The organism is Corallococcus praedator, assembly GCF_003612125.1.
Lineage (GTDB): Bacteria > Myxococcota > Myxococcia > Myxococcales > Myxococcaceae > Corallococcus > Corallococcus praedator.
This window is the reverse complement of the sequence record NZ_RAWI01000058.1, coordinates 16,925-33,422: the sequence shown is the minus strand read 5'-3', so window position 1 is coordinate 33,422 and position 16,498 is coordinate 16,925. Positions and strand designations below refer to the sequence as shown.

16 protein-coding genes are annotated in these 16,498 nt (G+C 70.3%); 10 read left to right on the top strand and 6 right to left on the bottom strand.

The features are described from left to right. Positions 1-64: 64 nt before the first annotated feature. Genes D7Y13_RS10620 through D7Y13_RS10605 form a run of 4 tightly spaced genes read right to left on the bottom strand, consistent with a single transcriptional unit; the run spans position 65 to position 4,091 of the window. Positions 65-802, bottom strand: a complete 738-nt coding sequence (locus D7Y13_RS10620; protein ID WP_120535055.1) for a CpsD/CapB family tyrosine-protein kinase — start codon at positions 800-802, stop codon at positions 65-67. A 36-nt stretch (positions 803-838) separates the two neighbouring features. Continuing rightward, the gene (locus D7Y13_RS10615) at positions 839-2,248 is read right to left on the bottom strand and encodes a GumC family protein (protein ID WP_120535073.1); all 1,410 of its coding nucleotides are present in this window, start codon (positions 2,246-2,248) and stop codon (positions 839-841) included. A gap of 35 nt (positions 2,249-2,283) precedes the next feature. Then, the gene (locus D7Y13_RS10610) at positions 2,284-3,480 is read right to left on the bottom strand and encodes a hypothetical protein (RefSeq protein WP_120584655.1); all 1,197 of its coding nucleotides are present in this window, start codon (positions 3,478-3,480) and stop codon (positions 2,284-2,286) included. Between the two features lie 41 nt (positions 3,481-3,521). Beyond that, positions 3,522-4,091 (bottom strand): polysaccharide biosynthesis/export family protein, encoded by a 570-nt coding sequence (locus D7Y13_RS10605; protein WP_120535057.1) that lies wholly within the window; start codon positions 4,089-4,091, stop codon positions 3,522-3,524. Between the two features lie 410 nt (positions 4,092-4,501). Here D7Y13_RS10605 and D7Y13_RS10600 point away from each other — a divergent pair, with 410 nt between their 5' ends. After that, positions 4,502-4,693 carry a hypothetical protein gene (locus D7Y13_RS10600; RefSeq protein WP_199732850.1) on the top strand — a complete coding sequence of 64 codons (192 nt, stop codon included), beginning with the start codon at positions 4,502-4,504 and terminating at the stop codon, positions 4,691-4,693. A gap of 151 nt (positions 4,694-4,844) precedes the next feature. On the opposite strand, the gene D7Y13_RS10595 is transcribed toward D7Y13_RS10600, so the two are convergent. Beyond that, positions 4,845-6,410, bottom strand: coding sequence for a phospholipase D-like domain-containing protein (locus D7Y13_RS10595; protein WP_120584656.1), 1,566 nt, complete (start codon positions 6,408-6,410; stop codon positions 4,845-4,847). 327 nt (positions 6,411-6,737) lie between these two features. Here D7Y13_RS10595 and D7Y13_RS49500 point away from each other — a divergent pair, with 327 nt between their 5' ends. The 9 genes from D7Y13_RS49500 to D7Y13_RS10550 all read left to right on the top strand — a co-directional run bounded on the left by D7Y13_RS49500 (position 6,738) and on the right by D7Y13_RS10550 (position 15,358). After that, positions 6,738-6,992: a DUF3459 domain-containing protein gene (locus tag D7Y13_RS49500; protein ID WP_244222338.1), complete on the top strand. Its 255-nt coding sequence runs from the start codon at positions 6,738-6,740 to the stop codon at positions 6,990-6,992. After that, on the top strand, positions 6,989-9,019 hold the full coding sequence (locus D7Y13_RS10585; protein WP_120584658.1) for an amylo-alpha-1,6-glucosidase: 2,031 nt from the start codon (positions 6,989-6,991) through the stop codon (positions 9,017-9,019). Before D7Y13_RS49500 ends, D7Y13_RS10585 begins: the two co-directional genes overlap by 4 nt. 48 nt (positions 9,020-9,067) lie before the next feature. Next, positions 9,068-9,733, top strand: coding sequence for a DUF4336 domain-containing protein (locus D7Y13_RS10580; RefSeq protein WP_120535061.1), 666 nt, complete (start codon positions 9,068-9,070; stop codon positions 9,731-9,733). Between the two features lie 308 nt (positions 9,734-10,041). Beyond that, entirely contained in the window at positions 10,042-11,004 is a 963-nt protein-coding gene (locus D7Y13_RS10575) for a Circumsporozoite protein (RefSeq protein ID WP_233595737.1), read from the top strand. Between the two features lie 50 nt (positions 11,005-11,054). Next, on the top strand, positions 11,055-12,227 hold the full coding sequence (locus D7Y13_RS10570) for a tetratricopeptide repeat protein (RefSeq protein WP_120584659.1): 1,173 nt from the start codon (positions 11,055-11,057) through the stop codon (positions 12,225-12,227). 60 nt (positions 12,228-12,287) lie between these two features. Then, positions 12,288-12,764: an EVE domain-containing protein gene (locus D7Y13_RS10565; protein ID WP_120584660.1), complete on the top strand. Its 477-nt coding sequence runs from the start codon at positions 12,288-12,290 to the stop codon at positions 12,762-12,764. Beyond that, positions 12,761-13,351 carry a DUF4291 domain-containing protein gene (locus D7Y13_RS10560; RefSeq protein ID WP_120535064.1) on the top strand — a complete coding sequence of 197 codons (591 nt, stop codon included), beginning with the start codon at positions 12,761-12,763 and terminating at the stop codon, positions 13,349-13,351. The genes D7Y13_RS10565 and D7Y13_RS10560 overlap by 4 nt, the downstream gene beginning before the upstream one ends. 41 nt (positions 13,352-13,392) lie before the next feature. Continuing rightward, on the top strand, positions 13,393-14,532 hold the full coding sequence (pheA, locus tag D7Y13_RS10555; RefSeq protein ID WP_120535065.1) for a prephenate dehydratase: 1,140 nt from the start codon (positions 13,393-13,395) through the stop codon (positions 14,530-14,532). Beyond that, positions 14,525-15,358: a prephenate dehydratase gene (locus D7Y13_RS10550; protein ID WP_120584661.1), complete on the top strand. Its 834-nt coding sequence runs from the start codon at positions 14,525-14,527 to the stop codon at positions 15,356-15,358. Before pheA ends, D7Y13_RS10550 begins: the two co-directional genes overlap by 8 nt. Here the strand turns inward: D7Y13_RS10550 and D7Y13_RS10545 are convergent. After that, the gene (locus D7Y13_RS10545) at positions 15,348-16,481 is read right to left on the bottom strand and encodes a 3-deoxy-7-phosphoheptulonate synthase (RefSeq protein ID WP_120535067.1); all 1,134 of its coding nucleotides are present in this window, start codon (positions 16,479-16,481) and stop codon (positions 15,348-15,350) included. The genes D7Y13_RS10550 and D7Y13_RS10545 overlap by 11 nt on opposite strands. Positions 16,482-16,498 lie beyond the last annotated feature (17 nt).

Below are 16,498 nucleotides of genomic sequence, written 5' to 3'. Positions count from 1 at the left end.
GCATAGGAGGGGGGACGGAAGGCCAGACAGACTGCTCTCACCTGCATGTCGTGCTGCGGTGCTGCTACTTCTTCACGTAGTTCTTCAGGTACGGGGTCGCGTTCACTTCCGCCCCGTTGAGCACGCAGCCCACCAGCGCCGCGCCCGCCAGCTGCTCCACCGCCTGGTTCACCACCTTGGAGGGGGTGACGTTGGCGCGGATGACCATCAGCACGCCGTCCATCTGGTGGCCCAGGATGGCCGCGTCCGCGAACGGCAGCGTGGGCGGCAGGTCCACGTACACCTCGTCGAAGCCCTCGCGCACCGCCTTGAGGAACTGCTTCATCCGGGCGCTGGCCAGCACCTGGGTGCTCTCCTCCGGCGTGGCGCCGGCGGGGATGACGGCCAGCCGCGTGGCGTTGAAGCGGCGCACCACGTCGCGCACATCGCACTCACCGGCCAAGAGCTCCGCCAGACCCTGCTTGTTGCGCATGCCCAGCGTGGGGGCCACCTGGCCCCGGCGCAGGTCCGCGTCCACCAGCAGGATGCGGCGCTCCGGGTTCGCCCGGGCGGCAGCCAGCGCCAGGTTGACGCTCGTCACCGTCTTGCCCTCGCCGGGCATGGCCGAGGTGAGCGCCACCACCTTCATCGGGCGCTGCTCCCGCATCCGCTCCAGCCGGTAGTACAGCGTCCGGTACTGCTCGGCGGCCGCGGAGGCCGGGGCCGTCAACGTCACCACCCGACGGTCCACCGCGTTCGAGGAAGCCGCGCTCTCATCCACACGCGGGAGGAAGTTTCCGGCCCGCTCCATCGTCGAATCCATCTGAGTTCTCCAATCTTTTCCGTTGGGGGTCGGCAATTAATTCAGCGAAGTGGGCGAGGAGACGCTGTTCTTGCTCCCAGCCATGGGCATCAACACCCGCTTCTCTGTCTTGCCTTGCATGTTCGGGACCACCGCCAGGACAGGCAGCGTGATGCGCTCGCGGACCTCGGTGCCGTCGCGGAGGCTGTCGTCGCGCATCTCCAGCACGGTGCCGGTGAGGACACCCAGCGACAGGGCCAGGAGGGCCGCGATGAGCAGACCGCTCAGGCGGTCCGGACGGGCCGGAGCGGAAGGCACCCCGGCGGGCGAGATGACGTTGAACAGGCTCTGGGCACTCTTGGCCTCCAGCTCCTGGGCGATCTCCGCCTCCACCTTGCGGCTCACCACGCTCTGGTACTTGGTGCGGGCGATTTCGTAGTCCCGGTTCATCACCGCCAGCTCATGCGCCCAGCGGGGGGTGTTGTTCAGCCGCGCCTGGTAGGCCTCGGCCTGCTTCTGCAGGTCCACGATGTCCTTCTGGATGCTGCCCACCAGCGTGGTGACGCGGGTGCGCTCGTTGCGCTCGGCGAACATGCGGCCCTCGGCCTCCTTGCGCTGCTCGGCGACGGTGCCCAGCTCGCGCTCCATCCGCTTCACTTCCGGGTGGTCCTCGGTCCACTGCGTCTTGGCCTGGGTGAGCGTCCGGGACAGCCCGCTCTGCGCGGCCTCCAGGCGACCCGCCTCGCTGTCCGCGGCGTTGCGGGCCCGGGCCAGGTCGGAGCGGCGGGCCTCGGCGGCGCGCAGCTCCTCGGACTTGGTCTGCAGCTGGGCGCTGATGCGCTCCAGGCCGCGCATGTTCATCTCCATCTGCTCGGGCAGCTCGCCCAGGTGGTCCACCTTGAAGCGGCTGATGTTGGCCTCCCACGCGGAGACCGCCTTGCCCATGTTCACCATCTCCTCCGTGAAGAGGTTGGTGGCGCGGGCGGCCTGCGCCTGGCGGATCTTCAGCGTCTCCTCGGAGAAGATGGCCGGCAGGCGGTTGGTGACCTGCGCGACGACCTGCGGGTCGCGGCCCGCGTACGTCAGCTCGAACGCCGTCTCACCCTCGACGCGCACGGTGAGGTCCTTGCGCATCTGCTCGACCGCCGCCTCGATGCCCTTCTCGGAGACGAGCTCCGGGTAGAGGTTCATCTCCTCGATGGCCTTCTGGAGCACCGGCCGGGCCAGGAGCTCCTGGCGGACCGTCACCAGCCGCTGCTCGATGAGCTCGCTCACCGTGCGCTGCACCATCTCCTCACCGGGGCGCTGCGGTTCCACGCGCACCACCACCGAAGCTTCATAAATGCTAGGCCGCGTCATCACGATCGCCGCGCCCACCACGAAAATCGCAGCAGCGATCGCCCCCACCAGGGCCTTGCGACGCCACAGCGCCGAAAGCATCTGGTCCGCCGTCATCCCACGCTCCATGATCCGCTCCTCCATGCCTCGCACTCGCATGCTCCCTACCAAGGTGTCATGACCAGACGGAGAGCAAACACATTGCGTGTCAGATCCCCAGCCCCAGCGACGTCCGCCGCGCCCACTTGCGCGATGCGGTCCACCGCTCCCTGCAGCGCCAGCTTCCGGTTCATCCGGTACTCGACGCCGCCTCCCACTGCATAGCCCTGCGACACGTTCGTGGTGTTGCGCCACTGCGTGTAGTTCAAATCCGGCGCGGTGCCGTTGCGGAAGAAGCTGGCCGCCCCAAAGGCAGACAACTTCGCCGTGAACCGGTGCGCCGCCATCACTGATGCGTAGTCCGCCCAGACCGCGCCGGAGAACCCGCTGGCACCCACCAGGTCGTGTCCCACGGCGAAGCCGATATCCGAGCGCTCTCCTTCACGAACCAATTCCACCGCCACGCGGGGCAGCCAGCCCCCGCGGGACGCGTCCGACGGCAGGTAGCGCACCGGCCCGCCCCGGAGGGTGAGCGTGGTGGGCCGCGTCAGCCGGTAGCGCAGGGCCGCTGAAGCGCCGTGCGCCTGGCTGTAGTCCCCCGCGTACAGGAAGCCCTGATAACGATACTCGGCGCCCAACGACAGCCGGCGCGTGGAGCGGTACCACAGCTCCACCGACGGGGTGTGCGCGTAACCCGCCACCCGTCCCGGCTCGATGATGCGCGTGGCTTCAAATGAATAGTTGCCGCGCACATCCATGCGATCCGTCACCCGCCCCGTCAACCCCACCTTCGCCTGCGCATAGAAGGTGGGAGCCGTGGAGCGCGCCAGACCATCACGCGGCAGCGACGTGGGGTCCGTGACGCGGAACACCTTGGCGCTCGCGTCCAATCGCAGCCGGCGCGACAGCACGTCGCGCAGGCCGAACCCGCCCCGGTGGTCCAACGTCGTCTTGCCGGAGCCGTGTCGCGCGAGCAGGTCCGTGGCGTAGAACGTATCCAGGGTGAGCTGATCGTTCTTCACATCCAGGCCCAGCCGGGGAGACAGCTTCGTCATGAACTGCCCGCCGGTGGCACCCGCGCCACCGCCCAGCCGCAGATCGTTGTCGAAGCGCTCCTCCGCCGTCAGGCGCAGCCGAGGCTCCAGGATGGTGGCCGCCTGAGCAGCCGGTCCGGCGATGAGACAGCCTGCGATCACTGCCCGCTTCCAGTTGCCCCTCACCGCCGCCCTCCCGTCCTTGCCCACGCCCACGCCCTTGTTCATATCGTCCGGATGTCTGTGTTTTAAGTTGCGTCCGTCACCCCTCACGGGACGACGACGGTGTCACCGGGACGCAGGATGACGTTCTCGCCGTCGGGGGAGACCAGGTCGCTGTAGCGCACCGGGATCTGCCCGCCCTTGCCGTCCGTGCGGATGACGACGATGCCGTCGGAGTTGGCGAAGTCGGTGAAGCCGCCCGCCAGCGCGATGGCCTGCAGGAGCGACACGCGGCCGCGCAGCGGGTACGCGCCCGGGTGGGCCACTTCGCCCGTCACGAACACGCGGGTGCTGTTGACCTCGCGGACGATGACCGTCACGCGCGGCTCCTGCACATACGGCTGCAGGCCCGTCTTGAGCGCCTCCGCCAGCTCCGTGGGCGTCATGCCCGCGGCCTGGACTTCCCCCACCATGGGGACGGAGATGAAGCCGTCGGGCCGCACCGGCACCGTGCGCGACAGCTCCGCGTCACGCCACACGCTGACGTCCAGGACGTCCTCGCGGCCAATCCGGTACGGCTGCTCCGCGTTGTCCACCTTCAGCGTCTGCTGGTGAGCACATCCCGACAGGAGGAGCATCCCCAACCCCACCCAGAACCCCGTGCGCCGCATTCCCATCTTCCGCTCTCCTTCGTTCACTGATGTCTGGCGAGTGCCGCCGTCCACCGGCCCTGCGGGCCGAGCAGCACGCTTCTGGCGGTGTCCCTTAGCAGCGCGTGTGCCAGCGCTTGAGGAGAGGGAAAACCCTTGGACTCCGGTGGGTTACGGCGTGCCACATCAGGCGCACATGGGGGGAATCGGCAAAAATTCCGGTCGTACCCAGGTGTTCTCCCCTGTGCTTTCTGCCGATCGCTTCCGTGCGGTGGAAGAGGTTTGCCCACTCCAGTCCCCGCGCGTTCCACGCGCTCCAGCACATGTAAGGGGCCCTCCTGTGCGAGCACTTCGGCACGGGTCTTGAAAAGGGACTGCCCGTCGGACGCAGCATGGGGTTTCAGGGCATCACAACAACCGTCACGAGGGGGACACGGATGGGCAAGGCAGCTGGGGCGATGGGGTTGGTCTTCATGGTGGGTACCAGCGTGGTGGGCCTGATGGGCGCGGCGATGGGCAGCAGCATCGAAGCCGGCGTCCTGGGGATGGTGGGCCTGGCCTTGTATGGGGGCAGCGCGCTGCTCAACGGTAAGGCGGAGGAGCCGACCGGCGTCGCGAAGCAGGCGTAGGAAGGCTGTAGGACTGTAGGAATCACGGGGCCTCGGGCCTGGACGCGAGGGGAAGCAACGCTTCCCGCGCTCCGACCCGACGGTCCCGTTTCATTTTCCCGAGGGTCGCGCGACGAGGGCACGCCCCGAGCGCGCCCGGGACGCGGAAGCCTCAGGGCTGCTGCTGCTCCGCTTCCGGCGTGTTCCGCGGCTCCGCTTCCGTGAGCACCTCCGGCGCCACCGCGGCGGGCCTGGGCGGCACCTCCCTCTCCGGCAGGGGCCCTCGCGCCTCGGGCGCTTCGGCTTCCTGGCGGCGCAGGCGCACGGCGCGGCTCCACAAGGCGATGCCGGCCCAGGCGCAGAGGAGTGCCGCCGGCACGGCCACCACCTGCGGCCACCACAGCGCCACACCCGCGAGCGCCAGGGGCACCACGCCCGCGCCGAAGACGACCTTGGACTCCGTGCGCCCCAGCTCGCGGTGGTTGGTGACGGCGGCGCCCACCGTGTTGCCCAGGCGCACCGCGCCCGCGGCCGCGCGGCTCATGCTGCCCCGCCGTCCGGGGCCCCCCCGCCGCGAGCGCGGAAGCGGGCGTGGGTTGGTGGACATCAGGCGCCGATCCCTCCCGCTGAGCACGACCTCCGTCGCGTGCTCCAGGTCCTGCTGGTACATGGACTCCATCTGCTGGGCGAAGTGGACGTCCTCCACCGCCACGTCGATTTCGGAGTTGCCCAGCCAGCTTGCGGGGTTGAGGTTGGAGGAGCCCACGCGGGCCCACAGCCCATCCGCCACCGCCGTCTTGGCGTGGAGCATGGTGCCGTTCCATTCATAGACGCGGATGCCCGCCTCCAGCAGGGGGCGGTAGCCGGCCTGGGTGAGGGGGCGCAGCGCGGGGATGTCGCTGCTGCCGGGCACCAGCAGCCGCACGTCCACGCCGTCGCGCGACGCGGCCCGCAGCGCCTGCACATAGGCGGCGGTGCCCACGAAGTACGCGTCCGTGAGCCACAGCCGCTTGCGCGCGAGCGACGCGATGAGCTGGTCCACGCGGAACAGGCCCGCGCTCCAGGGCACGCCGGCCACCACGCGCAGGGCCACGTCGCCCATCGGATCGGGCGCTCGGGCGGAGAGGCAGCCCTCCTCGTCGAGCGGAGTCCCCACGGTGGCCCAGCCCTGGGCGAAGGCGCGCACGAGGTCCGCCACGGCCGGGCCGCGAATCGCGAGGCCGGTGTCGCGCCACGGGGCCACGTGCTTCTCCGGGTCCCCTACCCACTTGTGGCTCACGCACAGGCCGGAGACGAAGCCCACCTCGCCGTCCACGGTGAGCGTCTTGCGGTGGTTGCGGCCCAGCCAGGCCAGGGGCCGGTCGAACTGGAAGGGATTGAAGCAGCGCACCTCCACGCCCGCCTCGCGCAGCCTGCGCCAGAAGCGGCTGGACGCGGTGCCCTGGCAGCCCAGCCAGTCATAGAGCACGCAGACGCGCACGCCGTCGCGGGCGCGGGCCTCCAGCGCCTCCGCGAAGGTGCGGCCCACGTCGTCGTCCTCGATGATGTAGTTCTCGAAGAGGACGGAGCGGCGGGCCAGGTGGATGGCGCTCAGCCACGCGGGATAGTTCTCACGCGCGTCGCGCAGCAGGTGCACGTCGTTGCCCGGTACGAGCGGCGCGCCCGCGGCCCGGGAGAACACCTGCTCCGCCAGCCCGCGCTGGGGCCCGCTGATGCCCGTCGACTTCACGATGGCCACGCCGTTCCTCCTCGGGCTGGAACACCCGGGTGCCCGCGCCCCTCCACGTTCCGCATCACCGGGACGGACACCTCTCTATAGGAGAAGGCGAAGCGCTCGCGAAGGTCCTGGTGAGGTGCGCTCCCCGGTGGGCCCTCGCAAGGGACCCGGACGTGGGGGCACCAGGGGAGGCGGATGGCGGCCAGGACCTGCCCTGCCCTTCGCCCTGCGGGCGGCCTGGGGAGCGTCCGAAGCACCGGCGTGCATGGGCCGGGTCCCCACGAGGGGCAGGCACACGCTCGGTCCGCCGGGACGCGGTGGACGCGGCAAGGCGCACCGCAGGCGCTGGTGCTCCGCGATTCAGGCAGCGAGCGGGAGGGCGACCGCCTCGTCCTCCTCAACCTGGGCACGGGACTGGCTTCAGGGTCGTGTCCGCAACCGCTGTTCGCCCCACCTTCTGGAAGGCGCTGGCGACTGTTGTTGTCCAGTGACCAGGCCCGTTACGGCGGGATGGGCGCGCCACCGATTCCGGAGGATGGACGGTGGCCACTGCCCGGACAGACCGCGCTCGTGTTGACGGGCGAGGAGGAGACGAAGGCGTGAATCCATCAGCCCCCGACCTGCCCCGCCTCGCGTTCGACTGGAAGGACGGCGCTGACTTCGGCATCGGCGTGCACCACGAGTGGCTGATGACCAACGGCCGCGGGGGCTACGCGTCCGGCACGTTGGTGGGGTGCAACACGCGCCGCTATCACGGCCTGTTCATCCCCACGCTGGAGAAGCTGGGCCGCACGGTGCTGATGGCGAGGCTGGACGAGGCGGCCATCGTGGATGGGCAGCGCTACCGGCTGACCTCCGAGGAGCACGCGGACGGCACGACGGTGGAGGACGGCGCGCGCCACCTGCGCCACTTCCATCTGGAGGGACTGGTTCCCGTCTGGGAGTACGCGGTGGGACGGACGCGGCTGCGCCGTCGCTTCGTGATGGTGCACGGCGAGGACACGGTGTTCATCACGTGGGAGCACCTGTCCGGTCCGGAGGCCACCCTGCACCTGCGGCCCTTCCCGGTGCTGCGCCCGCATGATGGACCGCTGCGTGAGAACGTGGAGGAAGCCATCGTCACGCTGCGGGGGCCGTTGGTGACGTTGCGCAATGGCGAGGACGGCCCGTCGATGCGGATGCGGCTGTACTCGGATGGGCCCACGCCGTTCGTGAGCCTGGAGGAGACGTCCAGGCCCCAGCACCTGCGCATGGAGAAGGCGCGCGGCTATGACTTCACGGAGGTGCAGCACTCGCCGGGCTACTTCACCGCCACGCTGAAGCCGGGCGGCACGCTGGGCTTCGGACTCACCACGCAGAGCGCGGGGCACCTGGAGCGGGACCCCGCCGTGGTGTTCGAACGGGAGCTGGCGCGGCAGCAGCGGCTGCTGGAGCGCGCCCCGGAGCCTGCGCGTTCGGGCGTGCAGGCGCGGCTGGTGCTGGCGGCGGATCAATTCATCATCGACCCGCCGAGGCCCGCGGATGCAGCCTGGGCCCGGTCCATGGGACTGGACGCGCGAAGCGTCATCGCGGGTTACCCCTGGTTCACCGACTGGGGCCGCGACACGATGATCAGCCTGGACGGGCTGACGCTGGCCACGGGGCGCTACCGCGAGGCGGCGGCCATCCTGCGCACGTTCGAGCACTACGTGCGCGACGGCCTGATTCCGAACTACTTCCCGGACGGGGAGAACGAGGGCGTCTACCACACGGCGGATGCGACGCTCTGGTTCTTCCACGCGGTGGACCGCTACCTGGAGGAGACGGGGGACGAGACCCTGCTGCGCGACCTGTACCCCACGCTGAGCGACATCGTGGCGCACCACCAGAAGGGCACGCGCTTCAACATCGGCGTGGATCCGGCGGACGGATTGCTGCGCCAGGGACAGGAGGGCTACCAGCTCACCTGGATGGACGCGAAGGTGGAGGGCTGGGTGGTGACGCCGCGCCGGGGCAAGGCGGTGGAGCTCAACGCCCTGTGGTTCAACGCGCTCAAGCTGATGGCGGGCTGGGCGGAGCGGCTGGACCAGGAGTCGGCGCCGTACCGGGCGGCCGCGGAGCGGGTCCATGGCAGCTTCAACCAGCGCTTCTGGAATGAAGCGGGCGGGTGCCTCTACGACGTGGTGGACGGCGAGGGGGTGCGCGAGGACGCGCACGTGCGCCCCAATCAGGTCTTCGCCATCTCGTTGAAGCACCCGGTGCTCAAGCGCGAGCACTGGGCGCAGGTGTTGGACGTGGTGCGCCGCGAGCTGGTGACGCCCGTGGGCTTGAGGAGCCTCGCGCCGGGCAGCAGGGACTACAAGCCGAAGTACGACGGTGACCTGCGCGCGCGCGACGCGGCCTACCACCAGGGCACGGTGTGGGGCTGGCTCATCGGACACTATGTGGACGCGACGTTGAAGGTGACGCCGGACCTGAAGGCGGCACGTGCGCTGCTGGCGGGGATGGAGGACCACCTGTCGCACGGGGGCATCGGACAGATTTCGGAGATCTTCGACGCGACGGAGCCCTACCGTCCGCGAGGCTGCTTCGCGCAGGCCTGGAGCGTGGCGGAGGCGCTGCGCGTGTTCAGCAAGACGAACATCGGGTGAAGCGTACCGGGGTGACGTCCAGGGGGGCTTCGTGGGAGCTTCCGGCCCATGTCCCTTCCCAAGACCCGGTTCCTCGACTCCACGCTGCGCTCGCCGGTGTTGCAGTTGCCCGTGCGCACGGCGGTCTTCGAGCTTCAGCAGGCGCGCGTGCTGTTCTCACCGGGCTCGAAGCTCACGCCCGGGCAGCTCCAGGAAGCCGGCCCGGTCACCGACATCGTGGCCCCCAGCCTGATGCACACCGCCGGGATGAAGGCCGCGGCGCAGGCGCATCCGAACGCGAGGCTCTGGGGGCCGGCCGGGGTGCGGGAGAAGCACCCCGAGCTGACCTGGCACGGCATCCTCGGAGAGACGCCGTGGCCCTTCGAGAGCGAGCTGGCGCTCATCCCGATTCCGGGCATGCCGAAGATGAACGAGAGCGCGTTCCTGCACCATCCGTCGAAGGCGCTCTACCTGACCGACATGGTCTTCAACGTCACCCAGCCGAAGGGCCTCGCGGCCTGGATGTTCTTCGGGATGTTCGGCACCTACAAACGCTTCGCCGTGAGCCGGCTGTTCCTCCGGTTCGCCAAGGACCGGGCTGCGTTCAACGTGGCCATCCAGAAGATCGCCGGGCTCGACTTCGAGCACGTGGTCCCCTCTCACGGCGAGGCGATGCTGAACGAGGGCAAGCCCCGGCTGCTCGCCGCGTTCCGTGAACGGGGGTTGATCCCATAGGCCTCCCAGGAAATGGGAAAGGAACGGGTGGTGGGACATACCGTCGAGTAGGTTTGCCCCGGGACCCAGGTGCCGTGGAGCGCGATGTCGAGTCCTCCACCCCTCGATTTCGACGCACCGTGCCGTCTCCGCGCTGCCCCCCAGGAAACATTTCGGTGCGCATGTAGGACTCCTGCCCACTCCGCGAGAATCCGGACGGCCATTTCTTACAAAGTGATGCGGGGTCGGAAACTCTCCTCCGGGCATTTCGGAGAATGAGGAAAAGCTGGCGCCGAGTCTGGTGCCGCTCCTTTGAAATCGAGCCCGCCATGTCCACGCCCATCGGCTACCGCCCGCCTCCGCCTCCCCCGCCGCGGCCTGTCGCGCCTCCGCCCGTCGCGCCGAACCTGGCGAAGAATGGTCAGAAGCCCGCCACGGCACCGGCCGGCTCTCGCGTGGACACGTCGGCGCAGGGCAACGTGCAGTCGAACTCGCGCAATGTGCTGAGCGGCCAGTCGAGCTTCGAAGCCGGCGGCGCGCGCTCCGAGGTCAACGGCACCGGCCCGGGCGGCATCAACACCAACGCCTACGTCCAGGGTCCCACGTTCAGCGCGGATGCCTCCGTGGACGCCGACATCGGCCTGTCCGGCATCGACGTGAACGTGCAGGTGGACGTGTCCGCCAACCTGCTGGAAGCGGGCGCCAGCGCCACCAAGACGGTGGAGTTCGAGATCGCCGGTGAGCAGTACTCCGTCGAGCTGGACCTGTCCGCGCTGGGCAAGATTGGCGCCGAGGGCAGCATCGACCTGGACCTGCACGTCGGCACCGACGGCGACGTGTCCATCAGCGCCGCGGCGTCCGGCTTCGCCGGTGCGCAGGCCAGCCTCACGGGCGCCATCGAGCTGAAGCACGAGGATGACACCCTGGCCTCCGCCAGCATCACCGCCAGCGCCAGCGCCGGCGTGAGCGGCGACGCCCACGCGGACATCGGCCTGAACGGCGGCAACCTGGAGTTCGACGTCGGCGTGGAGGCCACGGCCGGCCTGGGCCTGGGCGTCGAGGTGGAAGGCTCCGTCAACCCCGGCAACATCCTCAAGGCGGTCGGCGAGACGGCCGCCGCGGCCGGTGGTGAGATCCTGGAGAACGTGGCCGAGGGCGCCATCAACGCGGGCGGCGCGGTGCTGGACGCGGCCGGCGATGTGTTCTCCGGCGCACTGGACGTCGCGGGCGGCATCGTGGAAGGGGCCGGGAACATCATCGAAGGCGCCGGGAGCTTCCTGGGCATCGGGTAGGCCCCCGCGGACTGCCCGGCCCTTCCAGGGCTGGGCTATCCTCTTGACCCATGGCCGTCTCCAAACAGGCAACCTCCGCCGCGCGTCTGATGAAGCAGGGCCTCCTCAAGGACGCGGCCATCGAATTCGAGCGCGCCCTCAAGCAGGATCCGAAGGACGCCGCCGCGATGCTCGGGCTCGCCCGTCTGCGCCTCGCGCAGCATGACGAGCCCGCCGCGCGCGCCATGCTCCAGCGGCTCGTGGAGCAGCACCCCACCCATCCCGAAGCGCTCAGCCACCTGGCCCGGCTCGATGCCGAGAAGGGTGATGCCCGGCAGCTCGCGGTGCTGGAGGCGCTCGCGGCCCAGCCGAAGGCGGGCTTCTTCGAGGTCGTCAACCACGGCCGGGGACTGCTCGCCCACCACCAATACCCCGCCGCGATCCCCGTGCTGGAGAAGGCGCTCGCCCTCCAGCCCGGCAACGCGCAGACGCTGACGTACCTGGGCATGGCGCTCCAGGGCGACAAGCAGTTGGACCGCGCGCTGCGGCGCTACCAGGAGGCCGCGGAGGCCAGCCGCACGGAGCACCTGCCGCTGCTGCTCGCCGCGCGCGTGCAGGTCCTCCAGGGACACGTGGGCGCCGCGCTGACGACGCTGCAGCAGGCCATCCTGCGCAGCCCCCGCGAGCCTTCCCTCATCCGTGAGTTCGCCTCGCTGTGCTTCTTCGCGGGCGCGCCCGAGCCGGCCATCAAGGCCGCCATCGACCTGCGCATGCAGCAGCCGGACAACGCGGACGCCATCTACCTGCACGGGCTTGCGTCCTTCGTGGCCGGCAAGAACGAGGACGCGGACCGCATCCTGCGCGAAGCGCTCGTCAAGGTGCCGGACAACGCCGCCGTGCGCATCGCGCTGGCCAAGGTCCGCCGCCGCCTGGGCGACGACGCGGAAGCGCAGAAGCTGCTGGAGGCCGCCATCGCCGTTGACGCGTCCGAAGTGGGCGCGGCCAACGACCTCGCGGTGCTGCACCTGTCGCGCCCCGGCGGGGCCACCGCCGCGCGCGCCGTGCTGACGCAGGCGCTGAAGGCGCACCCGGAGGACACGGGCGTGCACCTCAACCTGGCGCTGGCCCTGGCGGACACCGACAAGGCCCAGGCCCGGACGCACGCGAAGAAGGCCCAGGCCAGCACCGACAAGCACATCCGCGAGCAGGCGGACCGGCTCGTCGCCGCGCTGGGCGCGAAGTAGTCACGCCCTGGCACTCAGGGCCGCTGTCCTCCTGGCGGCCCTGCGCTAGGGTGCGCCGCCATGGCGACTGGCCGGTACTGGTTGATCAAGAGCGAGCCCTCCGTCTACGCGTACGCCCAGTTGGAAGCGGACGGCAGGACGGCGTGGACGGGCGTGCGCAACTTCGAGGCGCGCAACAACCTGCGGGCCATGACGCCCGGGGACCTGTGCCTCTACTACCACTCCAACGAGGACAAGGCCGTCGTGGGCGTGGCGCGCGTGCTCTCCAAGCCGGGCGCCGATCCCACCGCCCCCGGTGAGGACTGGGCCTCCGTGGACGTGGGCCCCGTGGTCGCCTTCACCACCCCCGTGACGCTGGCCACCATCAAGGCCACGCCCGCGCTCAAGGACTTCCCGCTGCTCACCCGCAGCCGCTTGAGCGTGACGCCCTCCCCCGTGGAGCACTTCGAGCTCGTCCTGAAGATGGGCCAGACGAAGCTGCCGAAGGCCCCCGCCTCCAAGCCGAAGCCGAAAGCGAAGCCCAGGCCCCAGCCATGAGCGCCGCGCGAGAAGTCCGCGCCGACTTCGACCGCGCGTCCATCGTGGTGTACCAGGCCTATCCCGACGCCATCGCGGACGTGGCCGTGGAGCAGCAGAAGTTCGGCCCGCCCTTCTCCGTGGGACGGATGACGTGGATCAAACCCAGCTTCCTGTGGCTCATGCACCGCTCCAACTGGGGCAGCAAGAGCGGACAGGAGCGCACGCTCGCGGTGCGGATCAAACGCTCCGCGTGGGAAGAGGCCCTGAGCCTGGCGGTGCTCACCAGCTACGAGCCGAAGGTGCACGGCACCCAGCAGGCGTGGCGTGAGGCCTTCGAGTCGGCGCCCGTCATCGTCCAGTGGGACCCCGAGCGCACCCTGCGCGGCGCGGGCCTGCCCCACGACAGCATCCAGGTGGGCCTGAGCCGCGCCGTCATCCAGCGCTTCGTGGACGACTGGACCGTCTCCATCACGGACCTGACGCCACTGGTGCGGAAGCTTCGCAAGCACCTGGACGACGGGCGCGCGGACCAGGCGACCCGCCTGCTGCCGAAGGAGGCCGTCTACCCGGTGCCTCCGGAGCCCGCCCGACGGCTCGGGATGTAACCGGATGACCGTTCCCTGACGCGAGTTGTTATGTTTTCGCGATGGCGGACACCCCGAACCTGGACACCCTGCGAACAGCCCTCGAACGCGTCGACGAGGACATCCTCGACGCGCTCCAGCGGCGCATGGCCCTGGCGGACGACGTGGCGCGGGCGAAGCTGGTGACGGCCTGGCCCTTCCGGGATCCACAGCGCGAGGACCTGCTCCTGCGCAAGCTGCGCGGCCGGGCAGCCGAGCGCGGGTTGGATCCGCACGAGGTGGAGCGCCTCTACCGCGTCATCCTGGACATGTCCGTCGCGCGGCAGCAGGCGCTGGTCACGCGGCTGGACACCACGCCCCTGCGCGTGGGGTACCTGGGCGTCGAGGGCTCCTACAGCCACCTGGCCGCGCGCCAGCGCTACGGCCACCGTCCGGGCGGCGTGCTCCTCACCGGCTTCGACTCCGCGCGACAGGCGGTGGAGGCCCTGAAGAAGGGCGAGCAGGACCTGCTGCTGATGCCCATCGAGAACACCACCGCGGGCACCATCAACGAGACCTACGACGTGCTCGCCGCGGGCGATGGCGTCATCACCGGCGAGCTGGTGAGCCAGGTGGATCACCGGCTGCTGGGCGTGAAGGGCGCGAAGCTGGAGGACCTGCGCGAGGTGCTGTCGCATCCGCAGGCGCTGGCCCAGTGCGAGGACTTCCTGCGCACGCACGTGCCGTGGGCCCGCGCGGTGCTGGGGCCGGACACCGCCGTCGCCGCGCGCACCGTGGCGGACCGCAACGACGTGACGATGGCCGCCATCGCCAGTGAGTCCGCGGCCAGCCGCTTCGGCCTCGTGGTGCTCGCGAGCGACCTGCAACCCGGCGCGGACTTCACGCGCTTCGTGGAGGTGGGGCGTGAACCGACGCCGCTCGCGCCGGACGTGCCCTGCAAGACGTCCCTGCTGGTGGTGCTGGAACACCGTCCGGGTGCGCTGGGCCAGGTGCTGCAACGGCTCACGCAGCGCGGGGTGAACCTCACCAAGCTGGAGTCGCGCCCCATCCCGGGAGCCCCGTGGCAGTACCGCTTCTATCTGGACGTGGAGGGCCACGCCGCGTCCGCGTCCGTGACGGCGGCGCTGGAGGATTTGCGTTCGCTCACCGCGTCGCTGCGCGTGCTGGGCACGTACCCGCGCGCGGAGCCCATCGATGGATGACGCCGCCCCCCGCCGCATCGCCTTCCAGGGCGAGCGCGGCGCGTACGGCGACGAAGCCACGCGGGCCTTCTTCGGCCCGTCGGTGGTGTTGGTCCCCTGCCCTTCCTTCCGCGCCGTCCTCGAAGCCGTCGCCGAGGGCCGGGTGGACGGCGGCGTCCTGCCCCTGGAGAGCGCGCTCGCGGGCCCGGTGGCGGAGGTGGTGGACCTGCTGCTGGAGTTCACCCCGCGCCTGTCCGGAGAGCTGCGCCTGCGCGTGCGCCACTGCCTGCTCGCGCCACCGGGGCGCTCGCTGGCGAGCCTCACCCGCGCGCTGTCCCATCCCCAGGCGCTGGCGCAGTGCTCGGGCTGGCTGCGCAGGCACCACCTGCAGCCGGTGCCGGAGGTGAACACCGCGGTGGCCGCGCGACGGGTGGGCGAGGAGGCCCCCGCAGGCACGGCGGCCATCGCCAGCCGGGCGGCGGCGGACCTCTACGGCCTGGCCGTCCTCGCCGAAGGCATCGAGGACTCACCGGACAACGCCACCCGCTTCCTCGCGGTGGGGCCGGCCCTCCCGCCCCACCTGGGCTCCCGGTGGAAGACGTCCGTGGTGCTCACGCTGAACGACGGGCCCGGCGCGCTCGCGGGCGTGCTGGGGGCCTTCGCCACGCGCGGGGTGAACGTCGCGCGGCTGGAGTCCCGCCCCGGCGGCGTCCGCGCCTGGGACTACCGCTGGTGCCTGGACGTGGACGGCCGGGAGGACGCGCCCCAGGTGCGGGCCGCGTTGGACGAGGCCCGGAGCGCGTGCACGTCGCTCCAGGTCCTCGGCTGCTACGCGCTCAGCGACTGACCTGCGCGCCGGCCTTGGCGGCCGTTCCGTCGCCGTTCTTCACCGCCTCCGTGTACGCGCCGCGAACGATGTTCGTGTAGCGCTGGAGCGCGCCCAACTGCTCCAGGCGCAGCGCCTGCGGTCCGTCGCACAACGCAATCTCCGGATGCGGGTGGAAGTCCACCAGCACCATGGACGCGCCCGCGATGAGCCCCTGGCCAATGGCGTGGAAGATGTCCGGCAGTCCGTCCGGCGGGGCCTCCGCGCGCCCGATGGCGTGCGACGGATCCACGCACACCGGCATGCGCGTCAGCCGGCGGACGACGGGCACGTGCGCGAAGTCCACCATGTTGCGGTGCGGGTCGCCCAGGTGCGTCTTCACGCCGCGCAGGCAGAAGACGATCTTCGGGTTGCCCTCGCTCGCCACGTACTCGCACGCGTTGAGGGACTCCTCCAGCGTGATGCCCATACCGCGCTTGAAGAGCACTGGGAACGCGCGCTGCTGGCCAATGCTCTTGAGCAGCTCGAAGTTCTGCGCGTTGCGCGTGCCCACCTGGAGCATCACGCCCGTGGCGTTGCCGGACTGCTTGAGCGCGTCGTTGATTTCATCGATGTGGCGCGGGTGCGTCACCTCCATCGCGACGACCTTGATGCCGTGCTTGCCCGCGGACTCGAACACCCACGGCAGGCACTTGGCGCCCAGGCCCTGGAACTCGTACGGGTTCGTGCGCGGCTTGTACGCACCCATGCGCGTCGTCTGGATGCCGCAGCGCGCGAGCGCCGCCATCATCGAGTCCACGCTCTCCAGCGAATCCACCGCGCACAGGCCCGCGAAGAGGTTCACGGTGGTGTCACCGAAGGACACGCCGTTGTAGTCGAAGCCCGCCGTGGTGCGCTGGCCACCGTGCCGCCCGATGATCCGGTACTTCTGCGACACGCGCACCACCTGGCGCACGCCGGGCAGCTGCTGGAAGGGCTCCAGCGGCACCTGCGCGGTGGAGCCCAGCAGGTACAGCTCCGTGATGGTGGACTCGGCGCCCTGGACCACGTGCGCGCGGGGCGTGACGCCCTCGTACTGCGAAGCCAGATGGAGGACGGCATTCACAACGGATTCCGGCGAATCCGGCTCGAGCATCACGATCATGCGAAGGGTTCTCCTGA